We start from the raw sequence: 19,564 nt of genomic DNA on the forward strand, positions 1-19,564 counted from the left end.
CAGTTAGGTTAATGCGCGCTGTGAATATGCAACAGACAAAAAAGTGAAGAAAAACGTGAATACACAACAACTGGCGAAACTACGTACTATCGTGCCCGAGATGCGTCGCGTCCGGCACATTCACTTTGTTGGCATCGGTGGTGCCGGCATGGGTGGTATCGCTGAAGTGTTGGCAAACGAAGGTTATCAGATTAGCGGTTCAGATTTGGCACCCAATCCGGTCACTCAGCATTTGACTTCATTAGGCGCACAGATTTATTTCCATCACCGCCCAGAGAATGTGCTGGATGCCAGTGTGGTGGTCGTTTCAACAGCAATTTCTGCGGATAACCCGGAGATTGTTGCAGCTCGCGAGGCGCGTATTCCGGTGATCCGCCGCGCAGAAATGTTGGCTGAATTGATGCGTTTCCGTCATGGGATTGCAGTTGCTGGTACGCACGGCAAAACCACCACCACAGCGATGGTTTCCAGTATTTATGCCGAAGCCGGTCTGGACCCAACATTTGTGAATGGCGGTTTGGTTAAAGCGGCGGGCACTCATGCCCGGTTAGGTTCCAGCCGTTATTTGATAGCTGAAGCAGATGAGAGTGATGCATCATTCCTGCATTTGCAGCCGATGGTGGCGATTGTCACCAATATCGAAGCCGACCATATGGATACTTATCAGGGCGACTTTGAGAATTTAAAACAGACATTTATTAATTTTTTGCACAACTTGCCATTCTACGGCCGTGCAGTGATGTGTATCGACGATCCAGTGGTGCGTGAGTTGTTGCCACGGGTAGGTCGTCATATCACCACCTACGGTTTCAGCGATGACGCCGATGTACAGATCGCCAGCTACCGGCAAGAAGGCCCGCAGGGGCACTTCACACTGAAACGACTGGATAAGCCGTTGATGACAGTGACCTTGAATGCCCCAGGCCGCCATAATGCGCTGAACGCGGCTGCGGCAGTGGCTGTCGCGACCGAAGAAGGTATTGAAGACGATGATATCCTGCGCGCACTGGCAGGGTTCCAGGGAACGGGTCGCCGCTTTGATTTTCTCGGCAACTTCCCGCTGGCAGCGGTCAACGGAAAAGAAGGCAGCGCCATGCTGGTGGATGACTATGGTCATCACCCGACAGAAGTGGATGCCACAATTAAAGCTGCACGTGCTGGCTGGCCGGATAAACGTATTGTGATGGTATTCCAACCGCACCGTTATACCCGAACACGCGATTTGTATGACGACTTTGCTAATGTTCTGTCGCAAGTTGATGTTTTACTTATGTTAGATGTGTACGCCGCCGGAGAACCACCAATCCCTGGCGCGGATAGCCGCTCGTTGTGCCGTACCATCCGCAACCGTGGCAAGTTGGACCCTATTTTGGTGTCAGACAGTGATACGGTGCCCGAGGTGTTGGCGCAAGTGCTGAATGGCGATGATCTGATTCTGGTTCAGGGCGCTGGTAACATTGGTAAAATTGCCCGCAAATTGGCTGAGCTTAAATTGCAGCCACAGACAAAAGACGAGGAACATCATGGCTGAGAAAGTTGCGGTACTGCTGGGTGGAACCTCCGCTGAACGTGAAGTGTCATTGTTATCAGGCCAGGCGGTATTAGCGGGCTTGAGAGAGGCTGGTATTGATGCTCATGGCATTGATACTAAAGACTTCCCGGTGACACAGCTTAAAGAGCAAGGCTTTGATAAGGTTTTTATCGCTTTGCATGGGCGCGGTGGTGAAGACGGTACGCTGCAAGGAGTGTTGGAGTTTCTGCAACTGCCTTATACCGGCAGCGGTGTGATGGCTTCAGCACTCACGATGGATAAATTGCGCACCAAATTGGTGTGGCAAGCCTCAGGTTTGCCTATTTCGCCTTATGTCGCGCTAAATCGTCAACAGTTTGAAACACTTTCGTCAGAGGAATTAGCGGCGAGTGTCGCTAATCTTGGCCTGCCATTAATCGTTAAACCAAGCCATGAAGGTTCTAGCGTTGGGATGAGTAAGGTTGATCTGGCGAATCAATTGCAGCCTGCTCTGATTGAGGCTTTCCGTCACGACACCGATGTGCTGATTGAGAAATGGTTGAGTGGGCCTGAATTTACCGTCGCGATCCTCGGTGATGATGTTTTACCGTCTATCCGAATTCAGGCTCCTGGCGTGTTTTATGATTATGAAGCTAAATATCTGTCTGATGAAACCCAGTACTTCTGTCCAAGTGGTTTGAGTGCTGAGTTAGAACAACAATTGGCTGCATTATCATTACAGGCTTATCAGGCATTAGGTTGCAGCGGTTGGGGTCGTGTTGATGTCATGCAAGATAGCGATGGCCATTTCTACCTGCTTGAAGTAAATACTTCACCGGGTATGACCAGCCACAGTTTAGTGCCGATGGCTGCCCGCCAATATGGGTTGAGTTTTTCCCAGTTGGTAGCCCGAATTCTGACGTTGGCTGACTGATATGTCGCAAGCTGCCCTAAATGCGCGTGAACGTGCGGCTGAAAACAGCGCAGCCCGGCGCAGTAACGGAGGCCAATTAGCAGGGCTGATTTTCCTGCTGATGGTGCTGGGTACTATCCTCTGGGGGGGCTGGGTGGTAGTCGGTTGGATGAAAGATGCCAGCCGATTGCCACTGTCGAAATTGGTGGTGACCGGCGAGCGCCATTACACCACCAATGACGATATTCGCCAGGCGATTTTGTCATTGGGTGCACCAGGTACTTTTATGACGCAGGATGTCAATATCATCCAGCAGCAGATTGAACGGTTACCTTGGATTCAGCAGGCCAGTGTGCGTAAACAATGGCCGGATGAGCTGAAGATCCATCTGGTGGAGTATGTACCTTTTGCCCGCTGGAATGATTTGCATATGGTTGATGAGCAGGGGCGGTCATTCAGTGTACCGTCCGAGCGAATCGGCAAACAGAAATTGCCATTACTGTATGGCCCGGAAGGCAGTGAACAGGATGTTCTGGAAGGCTACCGGGCAATGAGCAAGGTGTTAGCGGCCAATAAGTATCAGCTAAAAATGGTGGCAATGAGTGCCAGACATTCTTGGCAGTTGGCCTTAGATAATGATGTTCGGCTGGAGCTGGGACGGGATGACCGGATGGGGCGTTTGCAACGTTTCATCGAGTTGTATCCGCTGTTGCAACAGCAGCCAGATAAACGGGTCAGTTATGTTGATTTGCGATATGAAACAGGGGCTGCAATAGGTTGGGCTCCGGTATTTATCGGCAGTCAGGGTGGTGAGCCACCAGTAAATGGCCAGCAGAACAGTAATCCGCAACAGAATCAGGCACAGGCAAAACAACAATGATCAAGTCGACGGACAGAAAACTGGTAGTAGGTCTTGAGATCGGAACGGCAAAGGTCTCCGCATTGGTAGGGGAAGTTCTGCCCGATGGCATGGTCAATATTATTGGGGTTGGCAGTTGCCCATCCCGTGGCATGGATAAGGGTGGAGTTAACGATCTTGAATCGGTAGTGAAATGCGTACAACGCGCTATCGATCAGGCCGAGTTAATGGCGGATTGCCAAATTTCATCTGTGTATCTGGCATTATCGGGCAAACATATCAGTTGTCAGAATGAAATAGGGATGGTTCCTATTTCAGAAGAGGAAGTAACTCAGGAAGATGTAGAGAACGTAGTGCATACCGCGAAGTCGGTACGTGTGCGCGATGAGCATCGTATTCTGCACGTTATTCCGCAGGAATATGCCATCGATTACCAAGAAGGTATCAAAAATCCGGTGGGCCTTTCTGGCGTGCGGATGCAGGCTAAAGTGCACCTGATTACCTGCCATAACGATATGGCGAAGAATATTGTTAAAGCGGTGGAGCGTTGTGGTCTGAAAGTGGACCAACTGATTTTCGCCGGTTTAGCCGCAAGTTATGCAGTATTGACCGAAGATGAACGCGAGCTGGGTGTCTGTGTGGTCGACATCGGCGGTGGCACCATGGATATGGCGGTGTATACCGGTGGGGCGTTGCGCCACACCAAAGTTATCCCTTACGCCGGGAACGTGGTCACCAGCGATATTGCGTATGCCTTCGGGACACCGCCTACAGATGCGGAAGCGATTAAAGTTCGACACGGCTGTGCGCTCGGGTCGATAGTCAGCAAGGACGAAAGTGTAGAAGTGCCAAGTGTTGGCGGACGCCCTCCCCGTAGTCTGCAAAGACAGACGCTCGCTGAGGTTATAGAACCACGCTACACCGAACTGCTGAATTTGGTTAATGACGAGATTTTACAATTGCAGGAGCAATTACGTCAGCAAGGCGTGAAGCATCATCTGGCAGCCGGTATCGTGCTGACAGGCGGAGCGGCACAAATTGATGGTTTGGCTGAATGCGCTCAACGGGTATTTCATGCCCAGGTTCGCATCGGCCAACCGCTCAATATCACCGGGCTGACGGATTATGCACAGGAACCTTATTACTCCACTGCTGTTGGGTTGTTGCACTATGGTAAAGAATCTCATCTCAGTGGTGAGTCAGAAGTAGAAAAACGTGCCTCAGTGGGCAATTGGTTTAAACGCATCAATAGCTGGCTGAGAAAAGAGTTTTAATGTTTCAACAAAGAGATCATGCTGAACATATTTTTTGATCTCGAAGCGACAGGCACAAAACGGAGAGAAACTATGTTTGAACCTATGGAACTAACCAATGACGCGGTGATTAAAGTCATCGGCGTCGGTGGTGGCGGTGGTAATGCCGTCGAACACATGGTGCGCGAGCGCATCGAAGGTGTTGAATTCTTCGCCGTTAATACAGACGCTCAGGCGCTACGTAAGACGGCTGTTGGCCAAACCATCCAGATTGGTAGCGGTATTACCAAAGGTCTGGGTGCTGGCGCGAACCCGGAAGTGGGTCGCAATTCAGCAGAAGAAGACCGCGAAGCTCTGCGTGCAGCCCTTGAAGGCGCAGACATGGTCTTTATCGCCGCAGGCATGGGCGGTGGTACCGGTACTGGTGCTGCTCCTGTTGTTGCTGAAGTGGCAAAAGAACTGGGTATTCTGACAGTTGCTGTGGTTACCAAGCCTTTCAATTTTGAAGGCAAGAAACGCATGGCATTTGCTGAGCAGGGTATTGCTGAATTGTCCAAACATGTGGACTCACTGATCACTATTCCGAACGATAAGTTGTTAAAAGTTCTGGGTCGTGGCATCTCTTTACTGGATGCATTCGGTGCAGCTAACGACGTATTAAAAGGCGCTGTTCAGGGTATCGCCGAGTTGATTACCCGCCCAGGCCTGATGAACGTCGACTTTGCTGACGTGCGCACTGTAATGTCCGAAATGGGTTATGCCATGATGGGCTCAGGTGTGGCTTGCGGTGAAGATCGTGCTGAAGAAGCAGCAGAAATGGCGATTTCCAGCCCGTTACTGGAAGATATCGACCTGTCTGGCGCTCGCGGCGTGTTGGTCAACATCACTGCTGGTTTCGATTTGCGTTTGGATGAATTCGAAACTGTGGGTAACACTATCCGTGCATTTGCATCCGACAATGCGACCGTAGTTATCGGTACATCGTTAGACCCGGAAATGAACGACGAACTGCGCGTAACTGTGGTTGCAACCGGTATCGGCATGGATAAACGCCCTGAAATCACGCTGGTTACTAACAAGCAGACACAGCCTGTTATGGATCACCGTTACCAGCAGCATGGCATGTCACCTTTACCTCAGGAAGTTAAGCCTGCAGCTAAAGTGGTCAATGATCCAACTGCTCAAACCAATAAAGAGCCCGATTATTTAGATATTCCGGCATTTTTGCGTAAGCAAGCCGACTAATTTCTGAAAAAATTGGAATCTCCGCTCTTTGTGCTAAACTGTCCCGCCGATCTTGTTATAAGCTAGGTCGGTAGGATGGATAACATTGCGAGATAAAACGATGATCAAACAAAGGACTTTAAAACGTATTGTTCAGGCGACTGGCGTCGGTTTGCACACCGGTAAGAAAGTCACACTGACAATGCGACCCGCGCCGGCTAACACCGGGGTCATCTATCGTCGCACTGACTTGAATCCACCGGTTGATTTTCCGGCAGATGCAAAATCCGTGCGTGATACCATGCTCTGTACTTGCCTGGTCAATGAGCATGACGTGCGTATTTCTACTGTTGAGCATCTCAACGCTGCTCTGGCAGGGTTAGGGATTGATAACATTATTATTGAAGTTAACGCTCCCGAAGTACCGATAATGGATGGTAGTGCCAGTCCATTTGTGTACTTGCTGCTGGATGCGGGTATCGAAGAGTTAAACTCTGCGAAGAAATTCCTGCGTCTGAAAGAGACTGTACGGGTTGAAGACGGTGATAAATGGGCTGAATTGTCTCCATTCAATGGATTCCGTTTAGATTTCACCATTGATTTCAATCACCCGGCGATTGACTCCAGTACGCAGCGCTACCGTTTAGATTTCTCGGCCGATTCATTCGTCCGTCAAATCAGCCGTGCGCGTACTTTTGGTTTCATGCGTGATATCGAATACTTACAGTCCCGCGGTTTGTGCCTGGGCGGTAGTTTCGATTGTGCCATCGTGGTGGATGATTACCGCGTATTAAACGAAGATGGCTTGCGCTTCGAAGATGAATTTGTTCGTCATAAAATGCTAGACGCCATTGGTGATCTGTTTATGTGTGGCCACAATATTATTGGCGCATTTACTGCGTATAAATCGGGTCATGCATTAAATAACAAGCTATTGCAGGCTGTTTTAGCTAAGCAAGAAGCCTGGGAATTTGTGACGTTCCAAGACGAAGCCGAAATGCCATTGGCATTTAAAGCTCCGTCTACAGTATTAGCTTACTAAGACTATTTATTACCATCACTTTTGGTTGCGTTGGCACTCTCTCCGGCCAGCGCAGCCAATCGTTCCAATATTGTTCTCAGTTTTTCAGGGCTACGGCTCGCTAATCCTCTTAATTCCCTAGCGCTTTCCAAACTTAACTGACGTAATGGCGGCGATTTCTCAAGATCTTGTGACGTTTTTGCGGCATTCTGCGCATGGTTATGACCGCTAGCCATCAACGACGGATTAATCCTGATGTCGATTGAAGACAATGATGGTAGAATTTGCGCTCGTAGTGCAGAGAGTAAAGCCGGTTGTTCATAACGCAAGCGCATTAACCAACTGGCATTCGCGGTTTCTAGCACTAAAACACTCTGACGATAGTTAGCAACACGGCACCACGGCTGCAATTGTGAAGGGAGCAATCCTTTTACCGCACGGTTAAGTTTTAACAGTGCAGTAGCGCGTTGTTGTACGTTATGCAGCGGTCCGTTTTCTGCTGCAATTGCATCATCGAACAGAACATCTAATAATTGTGGGCGGCTTTCACGCATTGACAAGGCTCCGGCGGATTTTAAACTCGTGATCGGTATTCTAAATCGTTGGCGACAATTTGGTAGACGTTATTTCTGGCCGCATCTCCTTCTGGGGATGGTAGCGGCGAGTCTTGGCGTGCCATCAAACCTGTCTGGCGTTCCTGATCAAGCAGCGATACCGAACACATCATCAAGCCAAAGCCGTCAGAATTACGGTGCGACAAACTTTAGTAGTTTGGCATTACTGCATGATATGCATCGTCGCCCTTCATTCAGCGTAGACTACTGGCAACAGCATGCACTGCGCACGGTTATTCGTCATCTTTCATTTGCACTGGCACCTCAAGCGGCTTATGCCCGGGTGCAAGAAGTGGCAGAGGCAGAACAAGTACAGCCATCACAAATTCAGCAGCTTGCATTGTTGAATACGCTGAATGCGTTACTGACCCACGAGTTCAAACCACCCACTATTATTCGCTATACCGAGCAGGTTAAACGACCTGTTCTTTCGTTACATAAACCGGGACTTTGGCTTGCACAAGTGCAAGGTATCCGTGCCGGGCCTGCCAATTTCATCTGATTATTCTTTTGATTTACCTCAATTTTATACAACCTTTGGCCGCCGGGTTTGGTGGTCTTGTAAGAGATATTAAGAATTATGCTAATCAAATTATTAACCAAAGTCTTTGGCAGTCGTAACGATCGTACACTGCGCCGTATGCGCAAGGTAGTTGACCTTATCAACCGTATGGAACCTGAAGTCGAAAAACTGACAGATGATGAGTTGCGTGCCAAAACTGACGAATTTCGTGAGCGCCTGGCAAAAGGCGCCGTGCTGGAAACCTTAATTCCTGAGGCCTTTGCGGTTGTGCGCGAAGCCAGTAAACGTGTCTTTGGTATGCGTCACTTCGATGTGCAGTTGCTGGGCGGCATGGTACTGAATGAACGCTGCATCGCGGAAATGCGTACCGGTGAAGGTAAAACGCTGACTGCAACTCTGCCAGCTTACCTGAATGCGTTGAGCGGCCGTGGTGTCCACGTGGTTACCGTGAACGACTACTTGGCTCAACGTGACGCCGAAAATAACCGCCCATTGTTTGAGTTTCTGGGCCTGAGTGTAGGTATCAACTTGCCGAATATGGCAGCTCCAGCTAAGCGCGCTGCTTATGCTGCGGATATCACCTATGGTACTAACAACGAATTCGGCTTTGACTATCTGCGCGATAACATGGCGTTCAGCCCAGAAGAACGCGTGCAGCGCAAACTGCATTATGCGTTGGTGGATGAGGTTGACTCCATCTTGATCGATGAAGCACGTACTCCGCTGATTATCTCCGGCCCGGCCGAAGATAGTTCAGAGATGTATATTCGGGTTAACAAGCTGATTCCAAAACTGATTCGTCAGGAAAAAGAGGATTCCGATACTTTCCAGGGCGAAGGTCACTTCTCTGTGGATGAGAAATCACGTCAGGTGCATTTGACCGAACGCGGTTTGATCAAAATTGAGGAAATGCTGGTAGAAGCGGGCATCATGGAAGAAGGAGAGTCTCTGTATTCTCCAGCTAACATCATGTTGATGCACCACGTAACTGCAGCTTTGCGCGCTCATGTATTGTTCACCCGTGATGTTGACTACATCGTCAAAGATGGCGAAGTTATCATTGTTGACGAACATACCGGGCGTACTATGCAAGGTCGCCGTTGGTCAGATGGCTTGCATCAAGCGGTTGAAGCGAAAGAAGGCGTAGAGATTCAGAACGAAAACCAGACGCTGGCTTCGATCACTTTCCAGAACTACTTCCGTCTTTATGAAAAACTGGCCGGTATGACCGGTACAGCGGATACTGAAGCATTCGAATTTAGCTCCATTTACAAGCTCGATACCATTGTGGTGCCAACCAACCGCCCAATGATCCGTAAGGATCTGGCTGATTTGGTCTACATGACCGAACAGGAAAAAATCGGCGCGATTATCGAAGATATCCGTGAGCGTACTGCGAACGGCCAGCCAGTATTGGTAGGGACTATTTCGATTGAGAAGTCGGAAGTGGTATCCGCTGAATTAACGAAAGCAGGCATTGAACATAAGGTTCTGAACGCTAAATTCCATGCCATGGAAGCTGAAATCGTTTCACAGGCGGGCCAACCAGGTGCGGTAACCATCGCGACCAACATGGCCGGTCGCGGTACTGATATCGTATTGGGTGGTAGCTGGCAGAGTGAAATTGCCTCACTGGAAGACCCAACTGAAGACCAAATCGCGGCCATTAAAGCAGCATGGCAGATTCGCCATGATGCAGTACTGGCGTCCGGTGGTTTGCATATTATTGGTACTGAGCGTCATGAATCGCGCCGTATTGATAATCAGTTACGCGGTCGTGCGGGTCGTCAGGGGGATGCTGGTTCTTCACGCTTCTACCTGTCAATGGAAGATGCTTTGATGCGTATTTTTGCCTCTGACCGTGTGTCTGGCATGATGCGTAAATTAGGTATGAAACCGGGCGAAGCCATTGAACACCCATGGGTAACTAAAGCTATCGCCAACGCACAGCGTAAAGTTGAAAGCCGTAACTTCGATATTCGTAAGCAATTACTTGAATATGATGATGTGGCTAATGACCAGCGTCGGGCAATCTACAGTCAGCGTAACGAACTGTTGGATGTGTCTGATGTAAGCGAAACTATTAATAGCATTCGTGAAGATGTATTCAAAACAGTTATCGACAGCTATATTCCAACCCAATCTCTGGAAGAAATGTGGGATGTAGAAGGCTTGGAACAGCGTCTGAAAAATGACTTTGACTTGGATATGCCGATTGCTGAATGGCTGGAAGATGAACCACAGTTGCATGAAGAAACATTGCGTGAGCGAATTCTGCAACAAGCCATTGAGACTTATCAGCGTAAAGAAGAAGTTGTTGGTGTTGAAATGATGCGTAACTTCGAGAAAGGTGTGATGTTACAAACACTTGATTCGTTGTGGAAAGAGCATTTGGCTGCAATGGATTACCTGCGTCAGGGCATCCATTTACGTGGCTATGCACAAAAAGATCCTAAGCAAGAATACAAGCGTGAATCTTTCGCGATGTTTGCTGCCATGTTGGAATCACTGAAATATGAAGTGATCAGTGTTCTAAGCAAAGTACAGGTGCGGATGCCAGAAGAAGTGGAGGCACTGGAAGTACAACGTCGCGAAGAAGCTGAGCGTTTGGCTAAACAGCAACAACTCAGTCACGAATCGGATAGCAGTGCGCTGATGTCACAGGAAGAAGCCAATGTGGCTGCCAGCCTTGAGCGCAAAGTCGGGCGTAATGATCCGTGCCCATGTGGTTCAGGTAAGAAATACAAGCAGTGCCACGGTCGCCTACAGTAATATTTTAGGCATCGGTTAATACTGATAATGAGGGCGGCTTAAACACCGCCCTTTATTTTGCTTATTTTTTAGCAGCCCGCGGACTGGAAGCGTGCTCAAACCAACATTGATACCCTGACAGGAGAAAATAATTGAAACACTTACAAATTGCAGTTGGGATTATCCGTAATCCCCAGCAAGAGATTTTTATTACCCAGCGTGCTGCTGATTCTCATATGGCTGGGTTTTGGGAATTCCCCGGAGGCAAAATCGAGCAGGGTGAGACACCAGAAATTGCATTAAAACGTGAACTGTTGGAAGAGACAGGCATCGTGGTGAAAAAGGCTTTTTTGCTCAAAGTGTTAGAGCACACATTTAGCGATCGCATCGTAACATTAAGTTTTTATATGGTTGAAGTATGGGATGGTGAACCCTTTGGCCGCGAGGGTCAGCCGATGCGCTGGGTGAAGCAATCTGAATTGCTGGCAGAAGAGTTCCCACCTGCCAATACGGTTATTATTGAATTACTTACCACCCTTCGTACTTAAAGTTGCAGGGTTGTTAGCTGGGTTCGTTACTCAGCCCATCCATGGACCTCGCCTCTGCGGGCCAGTGCAAGCGCTGTTCAACGTGGTTTACAACCAATTTGTCTCTAGCTGGCTGCCTACCTGCAACTTCAATTACGCTGGGTATTGTATTTAATATTATTAGGTTGCTCTATTTTGTGGAGTAAAAGGAGAACTAAAATTATTAGTGCTTAGGAGGCTCTTCTTCGCTCCATTCATCACTGTCAGATAGCTCACCATTACTGGAAATACGTTTTTCTTCATCGGCCCACTCACCTAAATCAATCAACTGGCAACGCTTGCAGCAGAATGGGCGATAAGGGCTTTGCTCACCCCAGATAACAACCTTTCCACAGGTCGGGCAGTTGACCTCGATGACTTCGGTTTCCATGTTTTCTCCTAAAATCTATTTATACCTATATCTTTAAATCTATTAGATATGGCAATTGTCATATCAGCAGCAGGCTAATTCAAACGATAAACGTGCCGGAACAGTACCATTTTCACTGTCGAGTGGTAAGAAACGAATTGCATATCGTGTTTTATGGCCGGAAATCTGTGGATACAACTGCGGGTCTAGTGGCAGGCGTAATCTCAGCAAATCAGCCCCTTCCGCATTGTCCTGGAAGAAACCATTTAAACTGATTTGCGCCCGCAGGGGGCCAGATTCGCGAATTAAATTTAAAATAATAGTTAGCGACTGATTAAGTGGGGCCAGACTCTCCAGCAATTTGGCAATATGTTGATTGCGTTGTTCTTTTGGCTGATGTAACCAGGTGTGTAAAGTGGGGAGGTCAAAACTACAGCAGCCACCAGGGATACTCAGACGCTGGCGAACAACGCTTATCAGGCGATCTTCTTTTAGTGATTGCCCGATGCGCGGTGCCGACATCAATACAGAGGCCCGATTTTTTAATTGGCTGCGTAAAGAGTCCACCAGCGACATATCAACACCGGGTATATCTGCCCATAATTGTAACTTCTGTTGTTGACGCTCTAATTCTTTAAGCAAATCAGTACGAACTTCACCGCGTTCAAGGACATCAATTAAATCAGATGCTGTGCGGAAAAACGTCAATGCACTGGCAATATTATCTAACGAACGCTGGCTTTCTAATTGTTGTAGTAAAAACTCCATTCTCAGCCAGGTGCGCATTTTTTCATTGAGCGGATGTTCAAAAAGTATTGTTGAGGTGAGGTCACTCATCGATGTAGATCCTGTTGGGCCGCAGCTGCCAATTTTAAATACTGCTGGTGTAATGAGGCAACTTGCGGGGCGATAACTATTGGATCGCCGCTATTGTCAATAATGTCATCAGCACAGGCTAGCCGCTGTTGCCGCGAAACCTGTGAAGCTAAAATATGTTCTGCCTGCTGGCGAGTAACGCCATCTCTCGCCATTGTTCGAGCGAGTTGTATTTCAGGTGCTACATCTACCACTAACACACGATTGGCATGGTGATGTAAACCATTTTCAACCAACAAGGGGACAACCCAAAGTACATACGGCTCATCAATATTGGCGAGTTGACGCTGGGTTTCCTGTTGGATCATTGGATGCAACAATGAATTTAACCATGCTTTTTCCTGCGGCTCACTGAAAATTTTTTCGCGTAATGCAGCACGATTCAATGTGCCATCGGTGTGCAAGATGGTTTCCCCATAGCGAGAGGCGATATCCATTAATGCGGGCATACCCGGCTCAACCACCTGGCGAGCAATAATATCAGCATCAACCAGTGGGACACCGAGATTAGCGAATGCATTTGCGACTGTGCTTTTACCACTGCCAATTCCACCAGTGAGAGCCACAATATAGGTCATTGCCTGGCCTTGCATACAGTTAGTGAGTGGTCGAATTGTATCTGAAAGCCAGTGCCAAGGCATAGCAAGGTATGCATTCTGTTTGCGCTATGTGGAAAAAAAGTGAAGTGAGTACGAGGATAACTGCGGGATTGAGACTCTTCAGGTAATTTGTGGGATTGTAGCGCAAATAAAGGTGGATTCGCAGTCTTGCCGTAGAATTATTCATGCGTATGATAGCTTCACTGGGATGGCGTGATTTACGCCCGATCACATGTTGCGATCTATCGCCAATAACCAGGAATAATTAGCCATGCGTATTGAAGAAGGTTTGAAACTAGGCTTTAAAGATGTGTTAATCCGCCCTAAACGTTCAACACTGAAAAGTCGCTCTGAAGTCGAACTGGAGCGCCAGTTTACCTTCAAACATTCGGGTTGGAATTGGTCTGGTGTACCTATCATCGCCGCTAATATGGATACTGTTGGCACCTTCCGCATGGCAGAAGTTCTGGCATCATTCGATGTTTTGACCGCAGTTCATAAACACTACACTGTTGAGCAGTGGGGCGAGTTTGTGAAACGGGTTCCTGAATCAGTCTTACGTCATGTCATGGTTTCTACCGGGACATCCTCTGCTGATTTCGACAAAATGAAACAAATTTTGGCGTTATCACCTGCCTTGAAATTTATCTGTATTGACGTGGCTAACGGTTATTCCGAGCATTTCGTTTCCTTCTTACAAAAAGCGCGCGAAGCATGCCCAGATAAAGTTATTTGTGCGGGCAATGTCGTGACTGGTGAGATGGTAGAAGAACTTATTCTGTCGGGCGCTGATATTGTTAAAGTTGGGATTGGCCCAGGTTCGGTTTGCACTACTCGCGTGAAAACAGGTGTTGGTTATCCGCAGTTGTCGGCGGTTATCGAGTGCGCTGATGCAGCACACGGTTTGGGCGGACAGATTGTTAGTGATGGCGGTTGTTCCGTACCGGGTGATGTTGCAAAAGCGTTCGGTGGCGGTGCTGATTTTGTCATGTTGGGTGGCATGTTAGCTGGGCATGATGAGTGCGAAGGCCGAGTTGTTGAAGAGAATGGCGAGAAGTTTATGCTGTTCTACGGTATGAGTTCAGAGTCAGCCATGAAACGCCATGTCGGTGGTGTTGCTGAGTACCGCGCGGCGGAAGGTAAGACGGTGAAATTGCCATTACGTGGCTCCGTTGATAACACCGTTCGCGATATTATGGGTGGTTTGCGTTCCGCTTGTACCTATGTGGGAGCATCGCATTTGAAAGAACTGACTAAACGCACCACTTTTATTCGCGTAGCAGAGCAAGAAAACCGCGTGTTTGGCAGTAACTGATATTGGGTTTTCGAGAGTAAGTTGTGCTCTGATAAAGTTAACAATCACGAGCCTGTGATTGAGATGAAAAGAGGCGTAGTTCAACGCCTCTTTTCAATAAAATTCCACCGGATAGCCTTCCTCTAATAATTTCATTTACCCGATAACATCTCCCAACTGAAATATCGGTAGATACATCGCGATGACTAAAACCCCTACGATGCTCCCAATAATTAGCATTAAAAGTGGCTCTAGCATTTGAGTGAGATTGTCTGCCAAATCCTGTGCTTGCTGTTGGTGCCAACTAGCCAGTTTATCTAAAAGTACATCCAGCGCACCAGACTCCTCACCCACGCGAACCATTTGTTGGCATAGCGGGGGAAATAGAGGGTGCTGGGAAAGGGTAATATAGAGTGGAACCCCTTGGTTTATCTGTTTTTGAATGCCCTTCAATGCTTGCTGATAGGTGCTGTTATTAATAGAGCGAAGTGCTGCATCTAATCCGGCAGTCAGTGGTAATCCGGCATGCTGAGTGATCGCCAGTGTTTGAAAAATCTGACTGAGACAACTGCCACGTATCAATGCTGATATTAATGGAATGCGTAATAAAAGTTTCTGTTCCCATTGCTGGTAGTGAACTTGATGCCGTCGTGTGTGTGTGTAACTAATACAAAATAATGTTAACAATGCGATTATGTATGGCCCATAAGTAATAAGAAATGTGGACATTAATAGAAGTGTGGCAGTAAGCGCAGGCAATGGTGTGTCGAATGATTGGTAGATTTGTGCAAATTCAGGTAATACCAAGACCAGCATAATAATACTGACAACCAATGCAATAACGCAGACAAATACTGGATATTTAAGCGCTTTAATAACTTTCTTTTGCAATTTTTGCTGCCGTTCCTGATGTTGTACTAGCTGCATGCAGCACTGTTCAAGGTTACCTGTTAGCTCCCCCATAGCAATGACGGGGGGATATAATTGAGGAAAGGTATGAGGGTAATGCGCTATTGCTTCTGATAATGACTGCCCCTGTGAAATTTGCTGGCTTATTTCTTGCAATAAACACTGCCAGGGTAAAGCATCCATCTCTTTCGCCAGTAATTGTAAGCAATTCACTAAAGGTAGGCCCGCTTGTAATAATGTTGCTAATTGGCGAGTGACAGCAATCAGACGCTCCCCGCGCCAATAGCTAATCGATAATCTTTTCCCACCCTTAACATCAAGCGGTTGTAAGCCACTGCGGAATATATATTCATAGACTGTATTTCTCTCTGTTGCCAGCAATGCACCTGTCAGCAATTGCCCTTCGGTGTTAATCGCTTTCCAATAAAATAAGCGCTGATCGCTCACGGTATTGCCTCTGTTTGTATTTCCAAACCTACAACACGATTAATTTCGCTGAGAGTGGTCATACCGCTTTCAACCAATGCCAGGCCAGCGGAAAGTAATGTGATTTGCTTTTGTTGCTGCGCAATTTTGGTGAGATCTGATGGACTGGCATTGTTGAGCAAAGCGTTTTGGATTGGCGGAGTGACATTTAACATTTCGTAAATCCCTGTTCGGCCATAATATCCGGCACAGCAATGTTCACAACCGACGGCAAGATAATGTTGTAGTGGATTTGCCCATATATCGGCAGGGAGTTGGAAAAGTGCGGGCGACGCCTGACGGCAGTGTAGGCACAATTTGCGCACCAGTCGCTGGGCGATAACTAATATCAGGCTGGAGGCAATTAAGTGGCGCTCTACTCCCATTTGTGTCAGACGTATCAGTGTTTCTGCTGTGGAGTTGGTATGCAAAGTTGAGAGAACCAGATGTCCTGTGAGCGCCGCTTTAACTGCTATTTCTGCAGTTTCATTATCCCGAATCTCACCGAGCATAATGACATCAGGGTCCTGACGCAGCATGGCACGCAATACATTAGAGAAATCTAGTCCAATTTTGCTGTTGGTCTGTGTTTGATTTATGCCGTCAACTTGGATCTCAATAGGATCTTCGACACTACAGATATTTACTTGTACTTTATTGAGCTGCTTCAGGCTGCAATAGAGGGTTACAGTCTTTCCGCTCCCTGTTGGCCCAGTGACCAGAACCAAACCCTGTGGAGTTGACAATGCTTGAGTTAATTGCTGGTGGGCTACTGTTGTAAGCCCTAGTTTTTCCAAAGTAGGTTGCTGCTTCATATTTAAAATCCGCAGCACGACTTTTTCACCATATTGCACGGGGAGGGTCGCTATTCTCATTGAATAGCGAATACCATCTAATAGGAGAGTCAACTGTCCATCTTGCGCTAACCGCTTTTCCGCAATATTCAGCTTAGCCATGACTTTCAGGCAACTGCTAATACGACGGGATAACTCAGCTTCAGGTGATGGAGATTCATGCAATACACCATCAATTCTCAAGCGAATACGGTAGTGATATTGATAAGGTTCAAAATGAATATCAGATGCGCGTTTCTGAATCGCCAATCTGAGTGTTTGCGTTATAAATTGAATAACAGGGGTATCGTTTTCATTATCAAGTAATGTGTCATCGTCCCTCTTTATTGGTGCATTGGCGTCTACGTGCTCTTGTGCTGATGGACTTAAATTAAGTGATTGTTCAATTCTGGCTTCCGGCCAGTATTCCACCTTGATTTTACGGCCACAGGCAAAGCGGAGCGCAGTCAACAATGCCTCATTGGTGGGGTGGGGTGAAGCTATGGTTAAGTTGTTGCTATCAAGTTTTAAGGCTATTGCTCTATAGCGGCGGCAGATGGTGTGTAATTCATCATTTATTGTCTCGTGTGTGCGTTCCCTAAATTCGGTCATTTGATTACGGCCTTATCATTAAAGCGGAACACGGCTTTACAGTTGTCAGTTATGCTGCTGCCTGTTGCGGTGCAGGTTCTTGTCCAGACGACATTTCCACTGTTATTTAGTGTTGGCGACATAGCCAGAGTCAAATTGGCAAGAGTTTGCTGACCTGTAAGTGTAATAACACCTTTATCAATAGTTGTAGCACTGACATAGCGTGATGATGCCCCTGCTGGGATGCCATGGCTACCACCATTGCAGCTATCAAGGCTGGCATATTCCAGTGCGCAAAGCTCCACTGCCATTTTGTAGGGAACCATGGCTTGTAACATATCGGTGAGCGCTGCTTTTTGGATATAGCGTTGATAGGACGGAATACCTATGCCACTGAGAGTAGCGATGATGGCAATCGCAACCATCAATTCAATTAATGTAAAACCACGTTGATTAGCCATTTGACACTCTCTATGTGTGTGAGAAAACGTGGACAGAGTGCACTTTTTGAATGAATGCTAACAAGAGGGGACAGAGGGTTTTGCGAAGCCTACTGTTGGATATTTATGTTCTTGCAATGGCATCACTGATAACTTCGGCGGTGCTCGCAAAACAGACTAAGAGTCTGCTATTGGGAGCCATCCGCCGAAAATAATTTGATAGGATTATTTAAAACGCATGGAAAGGTCGAGGGCAGTAATATGCTTGGTCAGCGCCCCGACTGAAATGAAATCAATACCTGTTTCAGCATAGCTGCGAAGTGTTTCCAGTGTGACGTTGCCGGAAACCTCCAGTTGTGCACTGCTCTGGGTTTTAGCATGTTCATCACGCATATTTACCGCTTCACGCATCATTGGAATGGTGAAGTTATCTAGCATGATGATATCTGCACCGGCTTCCAGTGCTTGCTGTAGTTCATCAAGGGATTCAACTTCAACTTCCACAGGAACATCTGCATGTATCCAAAATGCTTTGGCAACCGCTTCTTTAATCGAACCTGCTGCAATAATGTGATTTTCCTTAATAAGGAAAGCATCAGATAAACCAAGCCGATGGTTATTGCCACCACCGCAGAGGACTGCATATTTCAAGGCCGTACGTAACCCTGGTACTGTTTTTCGGGTATCAAGCAATTGGGTATGTAATCCTGAAATTTCAGCCACATAGCGGCTCACTTCAGTTGCTACACCCGATAAAGTTTGCAGGAAGTTAAGTGCGGTACGTTCACCTGTCAGCAAAATACGGGCAGGGCCAGTTAAATGGCAAAGAGTCTGATTTACTTCCAGTTTATCTCCATCATTAACTAACCACTCAACTTCTACTTGGGCACCAAGTTGAATAAACACTTCATTCAACCAGCGCTGACCACAAAAAACACCGGCCTCACGAGTAATGATGGTGGCTTTTGCCTGCTTATCTGCCGGCAGTAATTGTGCGGTGAGATCGCCGTCTGCATTGACCTCACCACCCAAGTCTTCACTCAAGGCCTGAGCAACAGTAGCAGGGATATCGCGTTGAATTCGTTCCAATAGCTCGGCACGGCGGCTGTCGGCATTATAGCTGCGGGTCGGCATAGAAAACTCCGAAATGGCGGATAGATAGTTGTCCAAACATGCTACTCTGTTGCTGGCAGAAGTGCCATAAAAGAGCCGGTTGAAGTGTACTATTTAGGTTAGGGGGCTTAGGTAAACTATGCAGTTAGAAAATAACTGGCAGTTAGATAATGGCTGGATTTCAGGAGTGAAACGGGTTGTTTCCCCTCATTGTGACCAGCGGCCAGAAGGCGAAGCTCCTTCTCTGTTGGTGATTCATAATATTAGTTTGCCGCCTGGTGAGTTTGGCGGCCCCTATATCGATCAGTTGTTCACAGGCACCCTCAATGCTGATGAGCACCCTTATTTTGCTGATATTGTTCACCTGCGAGTGTCAGCCCATTGCCTGATCCGTCGGGACGGTGAAATTATTCAATATGTACCATTTGATAAACGTGCCTGGCATGCCGGAGTCTCGACTTTTGCCGGGCGTGAGCGGTGTAACGATTTCTCCATTGGAATCGAATTGGAAGGCACGGATGTGTTACCGTTTACTACCGAACAATATCGCAGCTTGTCTAAAGTCAGCGCCCTGTTATTTGCCCATTATCCGATAACTGCGGAACGGGTGACTGGCCACAGCGATATTGCACCGGGGCGTAAAACAGATCCGGGCTCCGCCTTTGACTGGGTGTTATATCAACAGAGTTTAGCGAAGTTATCTTTACCATCGTAATACGGAAGTCATGCAGTATTAACCAGAGGTTCATGGCCGAGCCGATATTAGCTTGTCGCCTCGTCTGATATTGTCGTTTATGCATGCCGGGAGGCATATGCCCTGCTTTGGGGCGGGTTAAGTAC

At 47.5% G+C, this 19,564-nt stretch carries 19 protein-coding genes; 11 read left to right on the top strand and 8 right to left on the bottom strand.

Features of this window, described 5'->3' with window-relative positions:
* Positions 1-55: 55 nt before the first annotated feature.
* From murC to lpxC, 6 genes are all read left to right on the top strand, one after another.
* A complete protein-coding gene (murC, locus tag FTB31_RS19445) occupies positions 56-1,531 on the top strand; it encodes a UDP-N-acetylmuramate--L-alanine ligase (RefSeq protein WP_019080508.1) in 1,476 nt (491 codons plus the stop codon).
* Positions 1,524-2,444 carry a D-alanine--D-alanine ligase gene (locus FTB31_RS19450; protein WP_077293330.1) on the top strand — a complete coding sequence of 307 codons (921 nt, stop codon included), beginning with the start codon at positions 1,524-1,526 and terminating at the stop codon, positions 2,442-2,444. Before murC ends, FTB31_RS19450 begins: the two co-directional genes overlap by 8 nt.
* A 1-nt stretch (position 2,445) precedes the next feature.
* The gene (gene ftsQ, locus FTB31_RS19455) at positions 2,446-3,303 is read left to right on the top strand and encodes a cell division protein FtsQ (RefSeq protein WP_050075896.1); all 858 of its coding nucleotides are present in this window, start codon (positions 2,446-2,448) and stop codon (positions 3,301-3,303) included.
* Positions 3,300-4,556 carry a cell division protein FtsA gene (gene ftsA / locus FTB31_RS19460; protein ID WP_002210431.1) on the top strand — a complete coding sequence of 419 codons (1,257 nt, stop codon included), beginning with the start codon at positions 3,300-3,302 and terminating at the stop codon, positions 4,554-4,556. The genes ftsQ and ftsA overlap by 4 nt, the downstream gene beginning before the upstream one ends.
* A gap of 72 nt (positions 4,557-4,628) precedes the next feature.
* On the top strand, positions 4,629-5,780 hold the full coding sequence (gene ftsZ / locus FTB31_RS19465; protein ID WP_004389003.1) for a cell division protein FtsZ: 1,152 nt from the start codon (positions 4,629-4,631) through the stop codon (positions 5,778-5,780).
* Positions 5,781-5,880: 100 nt separating this feature from the next.
* Entirely contained in the window at positions 5,881-6,801 is a 921-nt protein-coding gene (lpxC, locus tag FTB31_RS19470; protein ID WP_004389005.1) for a UDP-3-O-acyl-N-acetylglucosamine deacetylase, read from the top strand.
* Positions 6,802-6,803: 2 nt separating this feature from the next.
* On the opposite strand, the gene FTB31_RS19475 is transcribed toward lpxC, so the two are convergent.
* Positions 6,804-7,334: a DUF721 domain-containing protein gene (locus FTB31_RS19475; protein WP_227725819.1), complete on the bottom strand. Its 531-nt coding sequence runs from the start codon at positions 7,332-7,334 to the stop codon at positions 6,804-6,806.
* Between the two features lie 28 nt (positions 7,335-7,362).
* Here FTB31_RS19475 and secM point away from each other — a divergent pair, with 28 nt between their 5' ends.
* The 3 genes from secM to mutT all read left to right on the top strand — a co-directional run bounded on the left by secM (position 7,363) and on the right by mutT (position 11,216).
* A complete protein-coding gene (gene secM / locus FTB31_RS19480; RefSeq protein WP_050075900.1) occupies positions 7,363-7,896 on the top strand; it encodes a secA translation cis-regulator SecM in 534 nt (177 codons plus the stop codon).
* A gap of 78 nt (positions 7,897-7,974) precedes the next feature.
* Positions 7,975-10,689: a preprotein translocase subunit SecA gene (gene secA, locus FTB31_RS19485; RefSeq protein WP_077293328.1), complete on the top strand. Its 2,715-nt coding sequence runs from the start codon at positions 7,975-7,977 to the stop codon at positions 10,687-10,689.
* Between the two features lie 131 nt (positions 10,690-10,820).
* A complete protein-coding gene (gene mutT / locus FTB31_RS19490) occupies positions 10,821-11,216 on the top strand; it encodes an 8-oxo-dGTP diphosphatase MutT (protein WP_050075902.1) in 396 nt (131 codons plus the stop codon).
* A 202-nt stretch (positions 11,217-11,418) separates the two neighbouring features.
* On the opposite strand, the gene yacG is transcribed toward mutT, so the two are convergent.
* The 3 genes from yacG to coaE form a co-directional block, all read right to left on the bottom strand.
* Positions 11,419-11,625 (bottom strand): DNA gyrase inhibitor YacG, encoded by a 207-nt coding sequence (yacG, locus tag FTB31_RS19495; RefSeq protein WP_050075903.1) that lies wholly within the window; start codon positions 11,623-11,625, stop codon positions 11,419-11,421.
* A 63-nt stretch (positions 11,626-11,688) separates the two neighbouring features.
* Positions 11,689-12,441 carry a cell division protein ZapD gene (gene zapD, locus FTB31_RS19500; RefSeq protein ID WP_050075904.1) on the bottom strand — a complete coding sequence of 251 codons (753 nt, stop codon included), beginning with the start codon at positions 12,439-12,441 and terminating at the stop codon, positions 11,689-11,691.
* Complete coding sequence (gene coaE, locus FTB31_RS19505) at positions 12,438-13,058, bottom strand: dephospho-CoA kinase (RefSeq protein ID WP_050075905.1); 621 nt, start codon at positions 13,056-13,058, stop codon at positions 12,438-12,440. The genes zapD and coaE overlap by 4 nt, the downstream gene beginning before the upstream one ends.
* Before the next feature lie 292 nt (positions 13,059-13,350).
* Between coaE and FTB31_RS19510 the strand changes: the two genes are divergently transcribed.
* A complete protein-coding gene (locus tag FTB31_RS19510; protein WP_005167093.1) occupies positions 13,351-14,394 on the top strand; it encodes a GMP reductase in 1,044 nt (347 codons plus the stop codon).
* A 135-nt stretch (positions 14,395-14,529) separates the two neighbouring features.
* Here FTB31_RS19510 and hofC read toward each other — a convergent pair whose 3' ends face one another.
* The 4 genes from hofC to nadC all read right to left on the bottom strand — a co-directional run bounded on the left by hofC (position 14,530) and on the right by nadC (position 18,745).
* Complete coding sequence (gene hofC, locus FTB31_RS19515) at positions 14,530-15,729, bottom strand: protein transport protein HofC (protein ID WP_077293324.1); 1,200 nt, start codon at positions 15,727-15,729, stop codon at positions 14,530-14,532.
* Positions 15,726-17,192 (bottom strand): type II secretion system protein GspE, encoded by a 1,467-nt coding sequence (gene gspE, locus FTB31_RS19520; protein ID WP_050075907.1) that lies wholly within the window; start codon positions 17,190-17,192, stop codon positions 15,726-15,728. The genes hofC and gspE overlap by 4 nt, the downstream gene beginning before the upstream one ends.
* Positions 17,189-17,632, bottom strand: coding sequence for a prepilin peptidase-dependent pilin (gene ppdD, locus FTB31_RS19525; protein WP_050075909.1), 444 nt, complete (start codon positions 17,630-17,632; stop codon positions 17,189-17,191). The genes gspE and ppdD overlap by 4 nt, the downstream gene beginning before the upstream one ends.
* Positions 17,633-17,836: 204 nt before the next feature.
* Positions 17,837-18,745, bottom strand: coding sequence for a carboxylating nicotinate-nucleotide diphosphorylase (nadC, locus tag FTB31_RS19530; RefSeq protein ID WP_050075910.1), 909 nt, complete (start codon positions 18,743-18,745; stop codon positions 17,837-17,839).
* Between the two features lie 118 nt (positions 18,746-18,863).
* Here nadC and ampD point away from each other — a divergent pair, with 118 nt between their 5' ends.
* On the top strand, positions 18,864-19,439 hold the full coding sequence (gene ampD, locus FTB31_RS19535) for a 1,6-anhydro-N-acetylmuramyl-L-alanine amidase AmpD (RefSeq protein WP_227731708.1): 576 nt from the start codon (positions 18,864-18,866) through the stop codon (positions 19,437-19,439).
* Positions 19,440-19,564: the final 125 nt, after the last annotated feature.

The organism is Yersinia proxima (assembly GCF_902170785.1).
In the GTDB taxonomy this organism is placed as follows: domain Bacteria; phylum Pseudomonadota; class Gammaproteobacteria; order Enterobacterales; family Enterobacteriaceae; genus Yersinia; species Yersinia proxima.

Bases quoted from the DNA above. Each gene is read 5' to 3' on its own strand.
- ftsQ (WP_050075896.1), top strand. From the start codon at position 2,446: ATGTCGCAAGCTGCCCTAAATGCGCGTGAACGTGCGGCTGAAAACAGC.
- gspE (WP_050075907.1), bottom strand. From the start codon at position 17,192: ATGACCGAATTTAGGGAACGCACACACGAGACAATAAATGATGAATTA.
- ftsZ (WP_004389003.1), top strand. From the start codon at position 4,629: ATGTTTGAACCTATGGAACTAACCAATGACGCGGTGATTAAAGTCATC.
- ftsA (WP_002210431.1), top strand. From the start codon at position 3,300: ATGATCAAGTCGACGGACAGAAAACTGGTAGTAGGTCTTGAGATCGGA.
- zapD (WP_050075904.1), bottom strand. From the start codon at position 12,441: ATGAGTGACCTCACCTCAACAATACTTTTTGAACATCCGCTCAATGAA.
- nadC (WP_050075910.1), bottom strand. From the start codon at position 18,745: ATGCCGACCCGCAGCTATAATGCCGACAGCCGCCGTGCCGAGCTATTG.
- FTB31_RS19475 (WP_227725819.1), bottom strand. From the start codon at position 7,334: ATGCGTGAAAGCCGCCCACAATTATTAGATGTTCTGTTCGATGATGCA.
- FTB31_RS19450 (WP_077293330.1), top strand. From the start codon at position 1,524: ATGGCTGAGAAAGTTGCGGTACTGCTGGGTGGAACCTCCGCTGAACGT.
- ampD (WP_227731708.1), top strand. From the start codon at position 18,864: ATGCAGTTAGAAAATAACTGGCAGTTAGATAATGGCTGGATTTCAGGA.
- ppdD (WP_050075909.1), bottom strand. From the start codon at position 17,632: ATGGCTAATCAACGTGGTTTTACATTAATTGAATTGATGGTTGCGATT.
- coaE (WP_050075905.1), bottom strand. From the start codon at position 13,058: ATGACCTATATTGTGGCTCTCACTGGTGGAATTGGCAGTGGTAAAAGC.
- FTB31_RS19510 (WP_005167093.1), top strand. From the start codon at position 13,351: ATGCGTATTGAAGAAGGTTTGAAACTAGGCTTTAAAGATGTGTTAATC.
- lpxC (WP_004389005.1), top strand. From the start codon at position 5,881: ATGATCAAACAAAGGACTTTAAAACGTATTGTTCAGGCGACTGGCGTC.
- yacG (WP_050075903.1), bottom strand. From the start codon at position 11,625: ATGGAAACCGAAGTCATCGAGGTCAACTGCCCGACCTGTGGAAAGGTT.
- secA (WP_077293328.1), top strand. From the start codon at position 7,975: ATGCTAATCAAATTATTAACCAAAGTCTTTGGCAGTCGTAACGATCGT.